This is a genomic window from Mycoplasmopsis columbina, assembly GCF_900660685.1.
Lineage (GTDB): Bacteria > Bacillota_I > Bacilli_A > Mycoplasmatales > Metamycoplasmataceae > Mycoplasmopsis > Mycoplasmopsis columbina.
On sequence record NZ_LR215041.1, the window covers coordinates 359,945 to 380,149 of the forward strand.

At 27.2% G+C, this 20,205-nt stretch carries 2 protein-coding genes; both read right to left on the reverse strand.

Annotated elements, in window-relative coordinates:
• Nucleotides 1–66: 66 nt before the first annotated feature.
• Entirely contained in the window at nt 67–18,789 is an 18,723-nt protein-coding gene (locus EXC37_RS01680) for a lipoprotein 17-related variable surface protein (RefSeq protein WP_165163940.1), read from the reverse strand.
• 153 nt (nt 18,790–18,942) lie between these two features.
• Nucleotides 18,943–19,995, reverse strand: coding sequence for an IS30 family transposase (locus EXC37_RS01685; RefSeq protein ID WP_129693835.1), 1,053 nt, complete (start codon nt 19,993–19,995; stop codon nt 18,943–18,945).
• Nucleotides 19,996–20,205: the final 210 nt, after the last annotated feature.

The following is a 20,205-nucleotide window of genomic DNA, read 5'->3' on the forward strand; positions in this document are numbered from 1 at the left end:
GAAAAAAAATATTGAAAATTTTCACATTTTAAAATAAAAATGAGGTTTAAAACCCCATTTTTTTAATTATTGTTTTTTACTTTTCTTTTTAGCAATTGCAGCAACAATTCCAAAGGTTAAAATAGCACCCATAAATAAAATAATTGGAATTCAGAATGCAGCAGCTTTAGATTTTAGATTAAGCGCTGTAGCAATTACCTTAGGAAGGGAATCTAAATCAATATCTAAGTCTTTAGCAGTAAGTTTATTTTTGCCATTTTTATCAAAGTTATTAAAGTAGTTTTTAAATCTTAATTGAGTAGCTAATTTAATTAAACTATTTTGATATGGCGTGTCATTATTAGCTAAATCATAGATGTTTTCATCAAAAATATTTGGATCTTTGTTTAGTAAAGCATCTGCTACTTGAACATAATTACTTGCTTTATTCATTAAAGCATTTGCATTATTAATTTCTGCAATTAACACATTGTTAATACTTTGATCTATGTTTCTCAGAATATTGTTTAATTCCTCTACTTTGGATAATAATTCTTTTTTAATTACTTTATTTGCTTCGCTGAAAGCATTAGATTTTTTAAATTTTTCAATTAAATCATTTAAATTGGTGTTTAAATCGTAAATTTGACGAGCTTTTTCAATTACATCTTGTGCTTTATTTATAGCATTCTGAGCAGAATTTTTATCTTTATTAGCCAGTGAGTCTTTAACTGAATTGATTATTTTCTTAATGTTATCAATAGTACTTTGATCAACATTAGTATCATTGTTCAATTTGTTTAAATCATCCATCACTTTATCTAGATTTTTGGCAATCTCTTTAATTTCATCTACGTTTTGATGATCTTTATTTAAATTAGGATCTAAATTAGACTTTTTAATTGCATCTTTTAGATAATCTAATTGATTTTTATCAAGATGAGGATAATTTTTGCTTAAATTATCAATTTCCATTTGTTTTTTATTATTAATAATTTCCGCATCGTTAATTACTTTATTAAAGCCTTCCGGTGAAGATGATTTATCTAATTCATCTTTGAATTTGGTTTTTTCGTCATCTGACAAGTTATCAAAATTATCTAATGCATTGTTTAATGCTTCTTTAAGTGCATTTTTAATTGCGTCTACTAATTTACTTACTTGATTGTTGTTTCAATTAGCATTTTCTGGAGCATTTAAATCATCAATATTTACAATTTTTTCAGCATTAGGTTTTTTATCATTAATTAAATCATCTGCTGCATCAATGTAATTTTCATAATTTTCTTTTGAATCATCACTAGCTTTAGAGTAAAGATCTGAAGTTTTAATATTTGCAGCATTATTATTTAATTCTTTTAATTCACCCATTGTGTCATTTAATTGATTTGCTCTTTCTTCAACATCACTTGATGATTCATTATTTGAATTTTCAATTGCTTCAAAATTTGAAGCTTTTAATTCTTTAATTAGAGCAATTTTTTGCGAGTTATTAAGATTTGCTAAATCATTTATATTATTAGCAATATTTTCTTTATTTTTATCTAAACTAGTTGCTTTGTCAAGAATTTGGGCAAGTTTTGCATCATTATCTTGATCGTTTGTGCTATTTCCATAGTCTAATTTGTTTACTTCATCAATTAATTGATTTTTTTCTGCGTCACTTAAAAATTCTTTATTTTTAATTGTTTCAATTGCTGCTTTTTTCTTATCATTAATTTCTTTAGCGCGGTCAAGTATGTTTTTAATTTGCTCACCTGTTGCAGTATCTTTAACGTCTAATTGTGCTTTTAATGCAGTTTTTTCAGCATCATTTAAGTAAATTAAATTATCAATTTCAGCTTTTGCAACGTCTTTAAGATTGTTAGTTAATTTTTCAATTACTTTAGCAACTTGTTCTTTATTAGCGTCTTTTGTAACATCATTTAAATTTGTTACTTCTTTTGCATTTTGATCAATTTCTTGATTATTAAGTAAATTATCAGAAATTGTTGAAATATTTGTTAATTGTTCTTGTTTATCTTCTGGGACTTTATCAAAGTCATTTTCGTCAATTACTTCTTTAGCAACATCATTTAATTCTTTTAATTTGCCCATTAGATCATTAAGTTCTTTAGCTTTTTCTAAGACTTCATTGCTTGCTGCATTGTCCGAACTATCAATAGGATTTAAATTAGATTCTTTAAGTTCATTAATTAAAGTTTCTTTTTGTGTGTCATTTAAATGAGGCAATTGTTTAATTTGCTCAATAATTTGACCTTTAGCTTGATTATCATTTTTTGCTTTTTGAACGATTTCTTCAATTTCAACTTGATTATTAGCGTTTTTAATTTGCTCTTTAAAGTTTGTTTTTTCATCGTCAGAAAGATTAGGTAAATTATCTATAACATTATCTTTTAATGCTTTAATTAAGGTTTTTAAGTCAGCTGTTAAATTATCAACTGCTTCTTTATTTCAATTAGCATCATCTTGAGGAGTAGTATGATCTAAATTAGCTAAATCAGAAGCAGTTGGATTAGTATTAACTACCAACTTATCACCAGCATTAGTTGCTCTTTGCAATTTATCTTTTAGTTCTTCATCATTTGAATTAATGAAATCACTTTGTTTTTGAACTGCTTTTGAATCAACAAGAGCATCTTTTAACGCTTTCATAGCATTATTTAAATTATTAGCTCTCTCTTCTGTAACACTAGTTAATTCATTTTCTGCGTTAGTAATGTTCTCTAAATTAGAAGCAATAATGTCTTTTTTCACTTGTTCTTTTTGTGAATCATTAAGATGTTCATAATTTGTATTAATTGCGTCAATTTTAGCTTGTTTTGTGTCATTAATACGTTTAGCATCATTAATAATATTTGTTAATTCATTATCTTTGCTACTATCATCTAAGTTACCTGAATAATCTACCGCCTTAATGTCTTTAGTTAACTTAGCTTTTTCTTCATCACTTAAGTTTGATTTTTGATTAATTGTATCAATAGTAGCTTGTTTTTTATCGTTTAATTCTTTACCTTTATTAACAATTTCTTGAATTTTTTCAGGAGTATTGTTATCTGGATTATTAATGTCATTAATTAATGTTTCTTTTTCACTATTAGTTAAATTAGGTAATTTATTAATAGTATCAATTGCTGCTGATTTTAATGCATTTTCAATTTTATTTATCAATTTGTCAACAGCATTTTTATTTCAATTTGCATCATCTTGACCATCTACTCCATCAAGTTGACTTACATCAGGATTAGTGTTATTCTGCAATTCTTTTGCAGCTTCAATAGCTTGATTATAGTTGTTTTTGGTTTGATCTGTAGCACCAAGATAAGCATTTGATTTTTTAACTGCATCTGATTTAGTTACTAAGTTAGCTAATTTTTCCATTGAATCATCAAGAGCCTTAGTATCTTCTAGAACTTTGGCTAAAGTTGGATTTGAAGCATCAGGATAAACTTCAACATTAGAATTTTTAATAGCTTGAATTGCAGCATCTTTTTGTGATTGATTTAAATGCTCATATTCTAGATTATTTCTAATTTCATTAATTTTGGCTTCTTTAGTTTGATTAATTTCTTTAGCTTTTTCCACTGCAGATTTAATTTGTTCAGAAGTTGAAGAAGGATCATTAACTATAGCATTAAAGTGATCTTTTTCTTCTTGTGAAAGATTATCTAAGTTGTCAATTGCACTATTTGATAGAGTTTTTTGTGCTTCTTTTATTGCGTTAATTAACTGATCAACTGCAGTTTTATTTCAATTTGCAGTATCGTGTAATTCTGTAATTTTGTTATCTAACAATGTTTCGTTAGGATTAACACTTTTACCTAAATCATCGCCTGCATGAATTAAATTATTGTATTTATTTTTACTATCTTCACTTGCATCATTATAAGGAGCTTGATTAGTTTCAACTTTAGCACCAACAAGATCTTTCAATGTATGCATTGCATCATTAAGTTCTTTAGCTTTGTTAATTACATCAGTAGTTGAAGGTAAGGTTGAATCATTAATACTGATGTTATTTGAATTTTTAATTTCCTCTTTAACTGCTTCTTTTTGTTTCTCATTAAGATATTGATAAGCAGGATCAGTGTCGATTGCATTAATTAATTGTTCTTTGTTAGAGTTGTTTGTTTGTGCATCTCTAAGAATTTGGTCAATAGCATCTTTTGAACCAGTTTTATCAATTAAATCTTTGTAATGATTTTTTTCTTCTTGAGAAAGCTTGTCTAAAGCATCTATTTGTTCTTTAGCTTTTGCTTTTTGTTCATTTAAAGTGTCCATTTGAGCAAGAAGGTCATTAATAACTCTATTTAATTCATCAACGGCAGCTTTATTGTAATTTGAATCACCCGGTTTAGTAGCATTTTCAGTATTTCAATTACTTACATTAGTTAAATCTGGTGTTCTAGTATTTTGACCATCAGCGCTATTTGCAGCAGGAATTAAATCTTTTGCAGCTTGAATTGCAGCATCATAAAGAGCTTTTAATTCATCAGAAGCATTAATGTATTTATTATCTGCTTTAATTGTGCTTTCTTCACCAGCTTTAGTAGCTAATTGACCCATAGCTTGATTTAAAGCACTTGCATCACTTTCTACTTTTGTTGTAGTTGGTAATTTTGGATCATTAATATTAGTTAAAGTATTTGAATTTTTAATATTTTCTTTAACTTGATCTCTTTGTGCTTTGTTCAAGTTTGGATAAACTGTATCAACTTGATTAATTTTTTCTGCTTTGCTATTGTCAGTTTCAGTGGCTTTATTTTTGACAGCATCAATTGTGTTTATAGTTTTTTGATAGGCTGCTTGGTTATTTTCTGCAGCTTGGCTGTCAAATGTATTTTTTGCAGCAGTTAAATCAGCAATTAATTTGGTTTTTTCTTCACTTGAAAGATTTTCTTTTCCATTAATTTCTGCAATTGCTTGATTAATTTTGTTAGTTAAATCTTGTGCATTAGTTAAGAAACCACTCTCACTATGACTATTATCAGTTGTTACATGATAAGCATTTTCAGTTGGAGTTATAAAGTTTTCTTGAGCAAAAGTTGCTAAATCATTTTGTGCAGTAGAATCTAGTGAACTGTTATCAACTTTGAATAATTCATCTTTAGCCTTGGTTGTTGCCAATTTGTAACTTGTTATCACTTCACCAGTTGCATTATTACCACTAACGGTTGCATTTTCTAAAGTAACTTTATTTTCACTTCCAAAGGTTGAATTAAAGGTGAAATCACTTGTTTGAACGGCATCGGCAAATGTTGAAGATTTTTGCTTATCAGTGCTTGTATAAGTGTAATTTTCATTTGCGCTAGTTTTAAGATCACTTAATCTTTGTGCTTCTGTTTTAAAGCCATTTACTACTTTAAAGAAGACTTTAGAAGTTGGTTTTTGATTATTTGCATCTAAATGTTCTGAATTATTATCAACCAATTTGTAGGCAACTAAAGTTCTACCATTAATTTCATCATAACCAACTATTCCTACAATTTCAGCAGTAATGTTACTATCATTATTATTTACTTCACCATTATAATTGTCTTTATTTTTGGCATCATCACTATTTGGCAACACTGAATTATTATTTGATGGTGGATTAATAACTACATCATTTTTATCTAAATTATTTAATTTATCAATTGCATCTTGATAAGCTGTTTTAAAGCCACTTAAGGTAATAGTTCTCTTTTGAGTAGATTTAACGTTTGGTGTTTCATTTCTTGTTGAAGTAAGAGCTAAAGTAATTGTTAATGTACCAGTTTTGTCATTTGCTTCTAAAGTAGCATCAGTTGGTAATAATTTGTATCAATTATTAGTTGTATTAACTGTTTCAAAAGTTAGATCATTAGTTGTAATTGATGAAGCTAGTTTGGCATTTTGTGCAACTTCTGCTGAGTAAGTAATTCCTTGATTATTATTTGCTAGAGCATCAAGTCTTTGACTTTCAGTTAAGAAATTATCAAGATCTTTAACAGCATGTAAATTATCTGAAGAACTAATAGTACTATAACCATTAACAAGAGAAGTTAATTTACCAATTTGTACTTGTAAGGTACCAACAACATCATTTTTATTAATAAATGTGATTTCGCTTGCTTTAACATTAACATTATCTCCAAAGTTAAATGATTGACTTTGAGCATCATAAGTACCTTGAACGCCGTTAATTGTTAAAGTAAGATTTGCTAAATCAAAAGTTGTTAAGAGTGGAGTGTTATTTTTATCACTATAAGTTGCTTGAACTTGTGCAACATTTGTTAATAATTCGTCCAATCTTGCTTTTTCACTATTATTTGCTTTAAAACCATGAATAGTAAAGGCTTTGGTTTTTGATGATTCAATGTCAGTTAAATTGGTTTTATCAGAAGTTAATTTATAGGTTATAGTTAATGAACCAGCTTCATTATCAGCAAATAAACTAATATTGCTTACATGTGCTCGTGAATCACGATAAACATTGTTTAATAGTGTTTCAATATCACTATTTTGGTAAGTTGAAGCAGCTCTTGAAGCTTTATCGCTTGGTGAAACATTAGACACATCAACTGCTTGTGGTTGTTTACCTTGTTCAGTAATTAGCAATCTGTTTAAACGATCCACTTCAGTTTTAAAGCCATCAACTTCTTTTAATGAATTTTGGTTACTTACAGTAATAGATTCCAAGCCACGTTTAGTTGAATTTAAAGTAATTTTAATGCTTTCTTTACCTTCTCGATCATTTGGATTAGAAAATTCGATATTAGCAATTTCAATTTGAAGATTATCGATAGTTCTTAAACCAGAATAACTTTGATTATCAATTTGATAAGTTACTTGTTCTGTACCAAATGAAGTTACAGTTGGTAAATTATCTTTATCACTATAATCAAGATTTTCTAAAATTTTTGTTAAAAGTTCATTTAGTCTATTAGTTTCTTGATTATTTGTAATGTATCCACTAAAGACTTTAGTTTGAGTTTGACTTGATTGAATTGTTTCTAATCCTACACGTTTAGAGTTATTTTTGTAAGTTACTGTAACTTCGCCTGTTTCATTGTTTACATTAAATGATTGAATATCTTGAACTCTAACTTGTGCTTCGTCATTAACATAAATTGTGCTTAACAATTTTGCCGCTTCTTCTCTAGTTAATTCACTAGCTGTTTTGTTTGTGGCTGCAGGATCCTGTAAATTGTTTAATTCACTTGTTTTAGTAGTTAATAATTCATTTAATCTAGTTTGTTCAACTTTAAAGCCACTAATCTCTTTAGTTTGTTGTGAGCTTTCGCTTGCTCCTAGACCTTCTTTTGCTGAAACAAGTTTAAAGACTGCTTTAACACTACCATTAGCATCATTTGCTTCATTAAATGAAACTGCAGCAATTTTTGCATCAATTGGTGAGGCAAATTCAATTGCTTGTGTTGTTGGATTATATGTTCCAACTTGCCTGTTAATTGTTACTTTAAGATTTTCTAAATTAAGTTGTGAATTATCTTTTTGTGCCATTAAATTAATCTTATTAGCATAATCTACTGTAGCATTTTGTGCTAAGGTTTCTAATCTTCTTGATTCATTATCATTTGATAAGAAACCACTAATATTTAAAGTTCTTTCTTTAGATTTTAAGTCAGTTAAGTCTGCTCTTTGTGATGTTAATTTATAAACAATAGTTAATGTACCTGCTTGATTATTAGGAGTTAAATTAATATCACTTATAACCACATTTGCTTGAGCACTTGGAGCATAAAGTGCATTTAATTTTTCAGCCACTGTTGTCACTGTAATAGTTGAAGCACTAACATTTGCTTGATTATCAAAAGTAATATTGTCACTTGTAGCGTATTTATCTATTTCGATGTTTAAACGGTCAATTTCAGTTTTGAAACCAGCAACTGTTTTTGGTTGTGAAACTTCACTAACTACATTTTCAAATCCTGGGAGAGTTGAACGTAACTGAATAGTTATATCAACTGATCCAGCCCGATCATTTTTGTTATTATAAGTTACATTTTCTACTTTAGCATTAGCAGGCTCATCAAAAGTAAATGTATTGTTTGTATAACTTCCAATAACATTTTTATTTTTTACGTTTAATGTAGCTAATAAGTGTTCTAAGGCAAAATTAGTATTTGTTGGTCAAGTTGCTTTATCGGCATAATCAAGAGTAAATTTAGTTGTATCTTCAAGAATTGTATCAAGTTCGTCTTTAACATTTTGATTAGTTTTAAATCCGGTAAATGTTTTAGTTACGACTGTTGAGGATTGAATGTCTTCTAAACTACTACGTGTTGAATGTGTTTTGAATTTAACTGTAATTTCGCCTATTTCATTATTTTTATTAATTGCTCCAACTAGATCATTTGAACTAATGGTTGAATCAGTTGATGTTAGTTGTCTATTTAATAATGCAATAATATCTTCATCACTAATAGTTGAAGGTGCTTTAGTTTTTTCAACTTCTGTAAAATCAGCGTTATTAATTTCATCATTTTTAGCTGTTAAAACGGCATCTAATCTTTGTTGTTCTGTTTGTAAACCATTAACAGTTTTTACTTTATTTTGACTATTGTCTGTTACATTACTATTTTCATAGCCAGAATTAGTTGAAACTAAGTCAAAAGTTACATCAAATTCACCTTCGCGATCATTATTATTTTTAAAACTTACATTGATTGCTTTCGCATTTACTGGTTGACCGAAAATAAATGAATCAGATGTTTGATCATAAGTCCCTTGCACTCCATTGATAGTAATAATTAGATCTGTTTTAACTTTAGTTGTATCTGAAGGAGTTTGAGTTTTATTTTTATAATCAACTGTTGCATTAGTCATCAATTCATTTAATCTATTTTGTTCGTCAGCAACTGTTTTAAAGCCTTCTAAGGTTAAGTTTCTAGTTTCTGATGACTTAACATGAGTTAAATTATCTTTGGTTGAAATAAGTTTATAAGCAATTGTTAAAGTACCATTAGCATTATCAGCGCTTAAGTTAATGCTATCTAAATCAACTTTAGCTTGATCATTTGTGTAAAGTTGATTAAATAATGTTTCTACTTGTGCTTTAGTTATTGTTGAAGGAGTAATTGTGTTTTTGTTTTCAAATTCTTTAGAAGCAGTTCTAGAATTTAAAACTTCATTTAATCTTTCTTGCTCTGTTTTAAAGTCTGAAATGGTAAATTCTTTAGTTGAATTTGACACAATGTCAGCAAAAATAGTTGATTGTAATTTAATTGTTGCTTTAATTGTTCCTAGTTCGTCATTTAAATTACTAAATAATTGATCTGTGGCAGGAATTACTTTTACATTTAATGGTGCATCAAAAGCATCATTTTCTGCAGCAGTTTTAGTTGTATTTTGAATAGTAATTTGTAAATTATCTCTAGTTAAATCAGTTAACGAAGGTAAACTATTTTTATCTCTATAATTTGCTGCATTTGCGCTAATAGTTGCTATTAAATTATCTAGTCTTTCTTTTTCTTGTTCTTTAGTTACAAAGCCTCTAAAGACTTTAGTAATAGGTGTTGAAGCATAAATGTTTGTTAGATCACTTCTTGTTGATTTAACAACATATTTAATTTCTAAAGCACCTTCTTCATCATTTGCTTTTAAAGTTAAAACTGGTTCACTATCATTAACATTTTTAAGTGAGTTAGTCTCATCAAAAGTAGCATTTGAATCACGATATGCATTAATAATTGCTTGTTGAATATCAGCTTGAGTAATTGTTGAAGCGGGTTTTGTTTTAAGTGTTGTAGCTAAATCTAAAGTTTCATTAACTACAATTTGAGCTTCATTCAATCTCTCTGCTTCAGTTTTGAAGCCAGTTAGAGTAGTTGTTATTGTTTGTGAAAGGTTTTCAAAACCTGCTTTAGTTGAATGTAATTCAAAAGTTACACTAATTTCGCCATTAGCATCATTACTATTTTGAGCTGTTGCAAAAGTAACATTACTAATTTCTACATTAGGAATGTCTGATGTTATTAATTTACCAGGTTTGCTATTATCAAAGGTAAATGTTGCATTGGCATTTTGATAGTTAAATAATGCAGTTAAATGATTAATTACAAAAGTGGTTGCAGTAGGCAATGCAGTTTTTTCTGCATAATTTGCACTTGTGAATGAATTTTTAATAGCTTGAATTCTTGCTTCTTCTTGTGCAGCAGTAATAAAGCCTGAAATGGTTGTGGTAATAGTACTTTGACTTTGAGTAAGATTGTCTGAAGAAGCATTAAAGCCATCTCTTGTTGAAGCAACATTTCACACAACACTAATTGTTCCTTCATTAACATTTCTAGTAATTGTTGGATTTGGAGCAGTTGTAGCTAAATAAGTACTTCCAATAGCATTTTGAATTAAAGTAATTAGCTCATTGTCAGTTACTTCATTTGTAGTTCTTTGTTTATTAATCACAAAAGCAATTGAATCAATTTCACTAGCAAGTTGTTCTTTAACTTCATTTATTCTTTGTTGCTCAACTTTAAAGCCACTAATAGTTTTTTCTTGTGCAGTTGTATGAATATTTGCATTTTGATATTCAACTTCATTTGAATAAAGTACATAACTTACAACCACGCTACCACTATTGTCGCTGTGAGCACTATCACCTGCATCATTATGATTTTTGAAAGTAATATCTTTAATTTTTACTTTGTTATTAGCAAAAGTAAATGAATTATCACTTTCGTCATAAGTTCCAACTTCATCATTAATTGTGAAAGTTAAAAGAGCGTTATTAAATGTAGTTAAAAGTGGTGTCTTTTCTTTATTTGAGTAATTTACACTTACACTAGTTGCTAAGTTATTAATTCTATTTTCTTCACTTGTATTTGATCTTAAATTAGTTAAAGTAACAGTTTTAGTTTCACTTGAATAAACGTTAGTTAGATTAGCTCTAGTTGAAACAAGTTTATAAGTAATTGCTAATGTTCCATTTTGATCATTTGCTACTAAATCAATGCTGTTTAAATCAATTTGTGATTGATCATGTTGAAATTCTTTATTTAATTCTGCTAAAACTTGTTCTCTTGTAACTTGTGAAGCTACTTTATTATTAAATGCAGTTCTTAAATATGATTTTCTTGATGGATCATTTTGTGGTGCTTTTAAAATATTAGTCAAACGTTGTGCTTCAGTTAAGAAGTTTTTAATTGTTGCTTCTTTATATTCTGAATAAACTGAACTATAGCCTTCTTGTGTTGAATGAAGTCTATATCTTACTTTTAATGTTCCATTAACATCATCTTTTTCACTAAATGTCACATCACTTAATTTAATATTGTTAACTGCGTTTGCCGCATTACCAGCAATAAAGTTTTCCTCATTTTGAACTTTTCATAATAAGTTTTCGACAACTAAGCTAGTCAATTGTGGAGTGTCTGTTTTTGGTGAGTAGTCAAAGTTAACATCATTTAAAGTGTTTAAAAGATTATCTAATCTACTCTTTTCATTTGTTAATGATGAAAAATTATCAAAAACAACATTTTCTTTAGTTATTGATTTAATATCAGTTAAATTTGCTTTAGTTGATTTAAGTTCGTAGTTGATGGTTAAAGTTCCATTTTGATCATTTGGAATAAATGAAAGTACGTTTGGAACACTATTAGTAGAACCAAAAATTGTTTTTAATTTTTCTAAAACTTCATCTTGTGTAAGTTGTGAAGGTAATTTTGCTTTTTGCGCAGCATCAAAGGTTATGTTCGCATGCAAGTTTTGATTAACTAAATCATCTAATCTAGTTTTTTCAGTTTTAAAGTTAGAAATTTCTTTATTAGTTACGCTTTGTTGTGCGCCTTGTGCACTTGTTTTAGTAGTTACTAAGTCAAAATTAGTTAGCAAAGTACCATTTCGATCACTAGTATTGTTTTGATCATTTAGTGCAAAATGAATATTTCTAATATCGAATTCAAAAGGATTATTTTCGAAAACTAAAGCATCAGGATTACTTTCATTATATTTAGCTACATAATCTTGATTATCCACTGTAAAAGTAATTTCAACTTCTTTTCAATTTAAATTACTTAGTGAATCACTTGGTACATAATTTTGTGAATTTTTGTAACGAATTGAAGTGATTTTACTAATAAATTCAGAAAGTCTTTGATTTTCTTTAGCAGTTGTACTAAATCCACTTAAAACAGTTGTTTTTGGAATTGAAGAAGTAATTAAATCAGCGCCATTTTGCCCATTTAATTGTTCTCTAGTTGAAACAATATTTCATTCAACTGTAACAGTTCCAGCGTCATTGTTTTTTACTAAAGTAATGTAATTTGAATTAAGATCAAATGCTTGAGTATTTTTCTCATTTCCAATTAATGTGTTAAAGGCATCGATAACTTCTTCTTTAGTAACATTTTCAGCACTTTTATCTTTATTAATAGCAGCAGAAGCGCTTTCATTAGTTACATTATTTAAGTTACTTAAAACAGTATTAAGACGTAATTGTTCTGTAAGGAAAGTATGAAGTTTAGTTGTGCCAAATTTTGTTGATTTTGTATCACCAAATTTTGGGTCCAAACTTTGCAATTTGAATTTAACACCAATTATTCCATCTTTATCATTTAAATTAGTAATAGGATCAAATTCAATATCAACAATTTTGACATTTATTTTTTTAAATATTAAATCATTACCTTCTAAAACAGTTTCATCATCATTAACTTCATCAAATTCATTATATTCAATTTGGAAAGTTAGTTTTTTAGGATCTAAAACTTTAGAAGATGGTCATGCAAGATATTGATTTAAATCACTGTACATTACATCAATTGTATTTGGACTTGTTAAATAATTGTCTAAACGTCTTTCTTCTTCTCGAGGAGTTTTAAAACCATTAAATGTAATAGTTTTTGTTTCACTTGATGAAATATTATTTAAGTCTTCTTTAGTTGAATTAAGTTTATAAGTTATATTTATTTGACCATTTTCATCATCTGGAGAAAGTTGTATATTTGAAATTTCAGCATTTTTTGAACTATATAAAGAATTAAGTTTATCTTTAATTTCGTCTTCTGTGACTGTTGAAGCGATTCTTGTTCTTTTGTTATTTAAGTCTACCGTTGAGACATCAACTGCTTTCTCCGCATTTGAATTTGTTTCACGTTTGTCGTTTAAAATTTCATTAAGTCTTTGTTGTTCTGTTTTAAAACCATTAATAACAATTTCATCTGATCAATTAGTTTTTTCATTTGATAAATTGGTTGAATATTCATTAGATGAAGAAATTCTATATTTAATAGTTATTGAACCATTTTGATCATTTCTTCCAACTATTTGAATATCATCATAATTAATTATTCCAGTATTAATTGGTGGTTGAGCAGTAGTAGGATTGTCAGTTGGATTCTCATTATTACCATTGCTAAAGTTTTGACTTACTAGACCCCTTCAATCATTATTGAAAACAAATTCTATTTCTTGATTATTTTCTCTAAATTTAAAAACGTATTTAGAAAGATCTAAATTGCTTTCACTAGGAACTTTATCTTTTTCAGCATAATCAAGTGAAACAAAATTATTAGAATATTTATTTATTTGATTTCTAACATCTTCTTTACTTCTAAAACCAGTAATTACTAATGTTTTTGTATCACTTTTAATTGTTTCATTTGTTGGGGCATTTGAAAATAAATTATATTCAACAGTTAAAGTCCCAGTTTCATCATTTACTTCTATATTAGAAATGTCTATTTTTGATGAATCTAAAAAAGTATAGGTGTGTGGGTTTTGTGATGTGGGATCATTACTATTTGGATCATTAATTTTTTTAAGAATTTCCTCATCAAATAATTCATCTCAGAAATAATTATATTCATATTCACTTGCTACATATTTTTTATTAATTTCACTAATTTTTCTATTTAAAATAGTTTGTACTTGATTGTTATTTAGAATTTGATTTAATCTTTCTTTTTCACTTAATCCAAAATTTACTCTTAAAGTTGGAGAAGGTATATCAGCAGAATATCAAGAAAGCAAATTAGAGAAGTAAAGTTCTAAGTTAGATCTAGATTTCGTATCAATGAAATATTTATTTCCAGAAAGAACTAAAGGATTTAAAACGTATTCCTTTGTTTTTAATACTTCTCCAGAACCGTCACCATAATTATTTTTTATTTGGACATCATCTGAATGGTGAATGTTTTGAAATAGTTGGAATTGTAAAATTATATTTAAATTTTGATCATAATAATAGAAATTTCCATTTTGGGTATTAGGCAAATTACCAAAAGTTCAACCAAAACTATCATCAATAAGTCGCGCTTTTGATCCATTGATTGTTAATGTAATATCATCACTATCAACTCCACGAAAGTTAGAATCTAAGTATGTATAAGCTGAATAATTTTGCTTATTAGCAAAATCAATAGTCATTGGCGTTTGATCACTGACCATTTTTTCTGCAATTTCTTTTATTCTGGCTCTTTCTTTATCAATAGTTCAAAGATTATTATTTTGTTCTTTTAAAAATCCAAAAATATAATTTGACCCTGAATTAGCACGTACGTCAGTATAACCTGGAGTAGTTGAAACTAAGTTATATTTAAATTGATATTTTCCATCTCGAATATCTGATTGCGAACCCTTTGTTACACTAGCATTCTGAGCATCGATAATTTTTGCATTAAAGTTGGCATAATAATTATTTAAAATATTAATAAATTCTTGACGATTTTCTTCAGTAAGTTCACCAGGAAATTTTTTATATATATTTTCCGAAATTGTTAATTTATCTTTATCAGCATAATTAGTACCATTTGTTGTCAAGGTAGTATAAAGACTTCTTAATCTCTCTTGTTCAGTTAAAAAACCACTAATTACTGTATTTCTTGGTGCATCAAATCATTGTTTAGTATTAGGATTAAAAATCTCATAATTTACTGTTAATTTACCATTATTTCCTGTTTTATCTACCACATTACTGATAGTTTTAATTCTAGCTTGTCATTTTGAATAATCTTCAACTTCGATTGGAGTTGAAGTGTTAAAAGTAAAGGTAAATTTTTCACTTGGTGCTTGTGAGGCAAGATAATCCTTTTTATTTCCATTAAAACCAATTTCTGTTATTATGAAACCGTTTAATTCTTTTCTTGCATTTTCCAAAGCTTCGACTTGTTCAACTAAGATCGCATAAGAAGGAACATTATTGTTAAACAAAGCAAGTTGGTGATGTTTTTGACTACCGTCGCTAGTTGAATCATTATTGTCTTTGAAAGGATATCCTGTAGTTGATGTACCTAATGTATCTCTAACAATGACATTAAAAGCATTATTGAAAGCAGTTCTTTTATTACTATCAGCATTTTTATAAATAATGTATTCACGATCCCTTTTCATTTTTTCAAAAAGCGGCAAAATAGTTTCATGAACATAATCATCATACTCTTTAGCTTCATAAAGAATATTATCAATTATGTCAAAGTTAGTTTCTTGATTAACTTTATTTTTAAATTTAGCACGTACTTCTGGAGAAAGATAATAAAGTTTATCAATTTGTAAATTAGTCTCATTTCTATAGTCTGCAAGAATTTTAGCTTCAAGTTGTTTTTTAATTTCAATTGTTTTTTCTCTCATTTCATTTCAAGAAGAGAGAAGATTATTTCTATAACTATCGGTTAAATCAGTTGTATTAGAATTAAGAGCTTGGAAATATGATATTCAATCAATTTTTTGATTTGAATCTCTTCGACTTGATCCATTATTTGCTAAAAGTTCACCAGTGTTAACTGATGAATTGTTATGACTAAAAAGAACGTAAATTTCGTTCATTTTATTAATTCAATCATTTTTTAAGCTTGTAATTTTTGAATTAAGTTCATTCGTTATAAGTTTATTTCTTTGATTTAATTCATTTGCATAATATTTTTTTAATAAGATTTCAAATAAATTAGCACTTTCATAAACATCATTTGGAATTCTTTTGGCATCAATTTTTGCTTTTTCATTAGAATTTTCCAAATCACTTTCAGTTGGATAATTTTTTTGATGTGTTACTTGAACATTAACAATATCAGCAGTTGAATTAATTAAACCTAATAAAGGTGTAGCAGTTTCAATGTTATTGTCAAGTCTTTGAATAAACGCATTTGCCTTAGCTAAAATATTTTTAGCACTTCCTGTATCAAGACGATTTATAGAATTTTGATTTCTTGTTCTTGCAAAAATTTCTGGAACAAAATATCTTAAATCATTTTTATAAATATTTCTTTGTGTTTGTAAATTATTTGCTATTCCTGTTGTTGTATCTTTGTATTTTAGTCATGAATCAATTAATGTAGCATTAGTAGCTGCAATGATAAATCTTATTAGTGATTGATTTACGTTTGGTTCTTTTGAATCGCTATAATTTTGACCTTGTACTTTTTTAAAATTATCTAAAAAATAGTTAATTTGGTCAATAAAATCCTGTTTTGAAAATCCAAATAGAGGCAATATTGAATTGTTAGGAATATAAGCAACATTATTGTTTCTTGATAAATTAACAAATTCTCTCATTTGTTCAAAATATGTATTATCCTTTAAAAATCTATAAACTAAAAGTGGTCTAACCGAATCAGTATTTTCAAGTTCAGTTTTAGAGGTTCCAACATATTGTGCTAAAGTAAAAGTTGCTGTTTTTGCACCATTAATTGAACTAACATTACCAATTTCATATTCTTGTGAATATCTAAGATAAAAATCTTTAATTGCATTAGCATATGCAAAAGATTCTTCTTTGGTTAAAGTATTATTTAAAAATTTTGAGTAATATTGACTTTTAATATTTCTTCATTCACTAATTATTTGACTTAAATAGTTTCTAACCGTCAATGTGTCGGCAGGAGTTAAACTAAAAATTCCTTGTGTAGTTGCATATGTATAATTATTTCAAGTAACAACATTTTCAAGTGAAATTATTCTATCTCTTTTTACACCATCTGCTCCATTTGTGTTATATGTCATTCTAGATATTGCATTATTTATACCAAAAGCTGAAAAGGTATCAGGACTTTGTCATGAATTTAAAAAGAATCTTTGGTTAGTTGGTAATGGAGTATTTTTAGGAACAGAATACTGTGGATTATCTGCTAAAATAGCTAAATCTAATGCTCTTGCTGCGTTAGAAATGTATTGATTAAGAGGTAAGAAAGCAATTTTATTTTGTAAATTATTGAATTTATCATAAAGAGTTTTTAATTTATTTCTTAGTTGAACAATAGTTAAATTTTGATTTTCATTTTCTATTTCGTTGTTCAAGTTAACAATTTCATTTCATTCACTTTTTACTGATGGATTATCTTTATATTTACTATATGTTGAATTTGATAAATAATTATTGATTGAAGTATAAAGTTGTTGTCTTTGTTGATTAAGTTGTACTTTTAAAAAGTTTACATCTTGAGTTAACAATGAATCATTTAAATATAATTTATTATCAGTGATATCAGGTAAGTATTGAAGATCAGAAATATGTTTAATGTATTTTGATGCTTCCAATTCCACTTCATTTAATTTTTCATTTGAATTTGCAATTATTTCATTTTTTAGTGTCAAATTACTATTTAAAATAAATGTTTTTTTTGTAGCATCATAAGCAAAAGAATGAGTAGAAGAGGGTTGATTTCAATTTTTAGAATTAGAATATCTTGAATCAAGAGAAGTTACCCAAACAAATTCATCATTAGTATTATTATTTTTTAAATTTGGAGCATAATCAAGGTTTAGTTCATATTTTCTTTTAACTTGTTCATTAGTGCCACCCGTCAAAAATGAAACATCAGTGGCACTTGGAAGTTGATATACTTTATCAAAGCATTGATCAAAACGTCCTAGAGCACCATTACCTTGACATTCTGCTAATCCTGATTTTCTTCTATAAAGTGTGTAAATAATACCTGGTGTTGAATAATCTCTACGATCAGGATAAACATTAGTTGCTTCTAATTTAACATTAACTTTAGGTTTTCTAATTAGTTTATAAACTGTTGAACGGTTATATTTACGTTTAGCAAAATAAGTTGATGCAACAAAAGAAGCAGAATCAACTTGAAATTTGCGTTCATTTCAAATTCTTGCTTGAAAATCATTTCTTGTTGTAGTGCTGTACTCAAATGTAAATTTAGCATTTCTAATACTATCAGTTTTGTAACGGAATCACAAAACAGTTCCAACTCTATCTTGGAACCTATTTTCTGCAGCATAATTTTTGAAATTTTCTCCTCTTTGATCCATTCCATATTCATTGATAATTGAATTGTATAAATCGTTAGAAGTATAATGATTTCCTTCAGTTGTTTTAATGCTATAAAGATAAAATTCATTTTCCTGATTTTGTCAAAGATTTTGAGTTCCTTCTCAACTACCATTTACTAATTCAGGTAAAGAAAAACTAACATTTGTATTAGAATTGTCGATTGGATTTTTAATATTTAAATTAATTGGTCCATCAATTTTCAAATCATCTGAAAGAAATATTCCAAATCCAGGATCGCTTGTATATCTGAAAAAATTATCTTTTTCATAAGTGTGGCCACTGTTAAATTTAGCTTGTCAAACAACTTTATCATTTAAAACTGAAGAATACTTTAAATCAGCGGTATTCGTTATATAATTTTGAATTTTTTCTTGTCTATAATCATATCCAGCATCATTTAAAGTTTCGTCAGCTAAAAAAGTATTTTTGCTAGTAAAATTTTGATCAAAAACAGGACTTAAACTTTTAAAATCATTAACTTCATTAAATTCACTATTAGAACTAAAAGAAGTTCCCAAAGAAAATAAGCTCAATGTCGTGGAAGAAAGAATTCCAGTAGTTAAAGCTAAAGTTTTTGTAATTTTTTTACTTTTTGAATTATTCATAAAACTCCTTTCAAAGTTATATACATATGAATACATAAAAATATTTTTTATGTACCCAAAATGCAAGTTCTATTGCAACGCTAAAATAAAACAAAAGCTTATTATTAAAGACAAAAAATGTCTGAAGTAATAAAAGTGCTTTTGTTTTTTTATTTAATACTTTTTCTTTTTAAAAAATAGGTTTCTTTTTGTGTTACTTAGTCTTTTTAAATTATTCTTTTTGTAAAGAGGTTCATCTAGAGAAATTGGATTTCATTTATCATCAATATTATTGAACATAAAGAAATTTTCATCAGCAGAAAATCATCCAAATATTTTACGTGGCATTTTATTAATTTTATTTTGAACTTCTAAGATTTCTTGGTCCGAATATTCACTAAAACTTGTTTGTTTTTTAAAATATCTTCTTACCAAAACATTAAAATTTTCAATTGTTCCTTTTTCAAAAGAAGCATATGGATCAGCTTGATAAATATATATTTTTAATCGATATCCAATATAAAACAATTTATTGAATTCAAAACCGTTATCAGTAGTTATTGATTTGACATTTAATCGATATTTTTTTATTAAATCTCATAAGATTAAATTAATAATTCATGAGTTTTTTGAAGGAACTTTTTTTATGATTCCAAATCTGGTTTTACGTTCTACGAAAGTTAATAAATGTTCTGAGTTTGTTGCTTTTTTACCTATAATTAAGTCAATTTCTCAATGTCCAAATTCAGATCTGTTATTAATATTATTTGGTCTTGTTCAAAAAGGCCTTACTCATCTTTTACCAACCAATCTGTCAATTGGTCCATTGTTTCTTTTTCCACCTTTTTTATATTTTTTTCTTAATCTATCAGAAGATTTTATGATTCAAAAACCGGAATTTATTCAATTAAAAACAGTTCTTAGAGATGGAATTTTAATATTTTGAAAATTATTTAAAATTTGCTGGTGCGTTATTTCCACACCCCATGTTTTTTTATCAAATAACTTTTTAAATTGTTTATTAAATTCTTGATAATTATTAAATTTATTTATCATTTTAAAATAACTAGATCACTTTTTACGGAGCTGACTTTTTTCTTCAGCTTCATCTGCAAAATAACCTCAAAAACCAGAATTTAATTTTATTTCTCTAGATAAAGAAGATTTATTTATACCTATAATTAAAGCAATTTTGCTTAAGGAATAATCAAATTTTTTAAGCAACATTTCGATGCTTAATCTATTTTTAAAAGTTAATTTGATATTATTAATTTAGTCCTCCAAAGTGATGTTTTAGTGTTGTTTGGGGGACATTTTTAATACAAAAAAAACATTCCCCGCATTAATTTTACTTAAATTAAGGAATGTTTTTTAATTCGCGAATAGCGACAAACCGTTGCAATGGAACTTGCAATCGAGGTTCCCAAAATGCAAGTT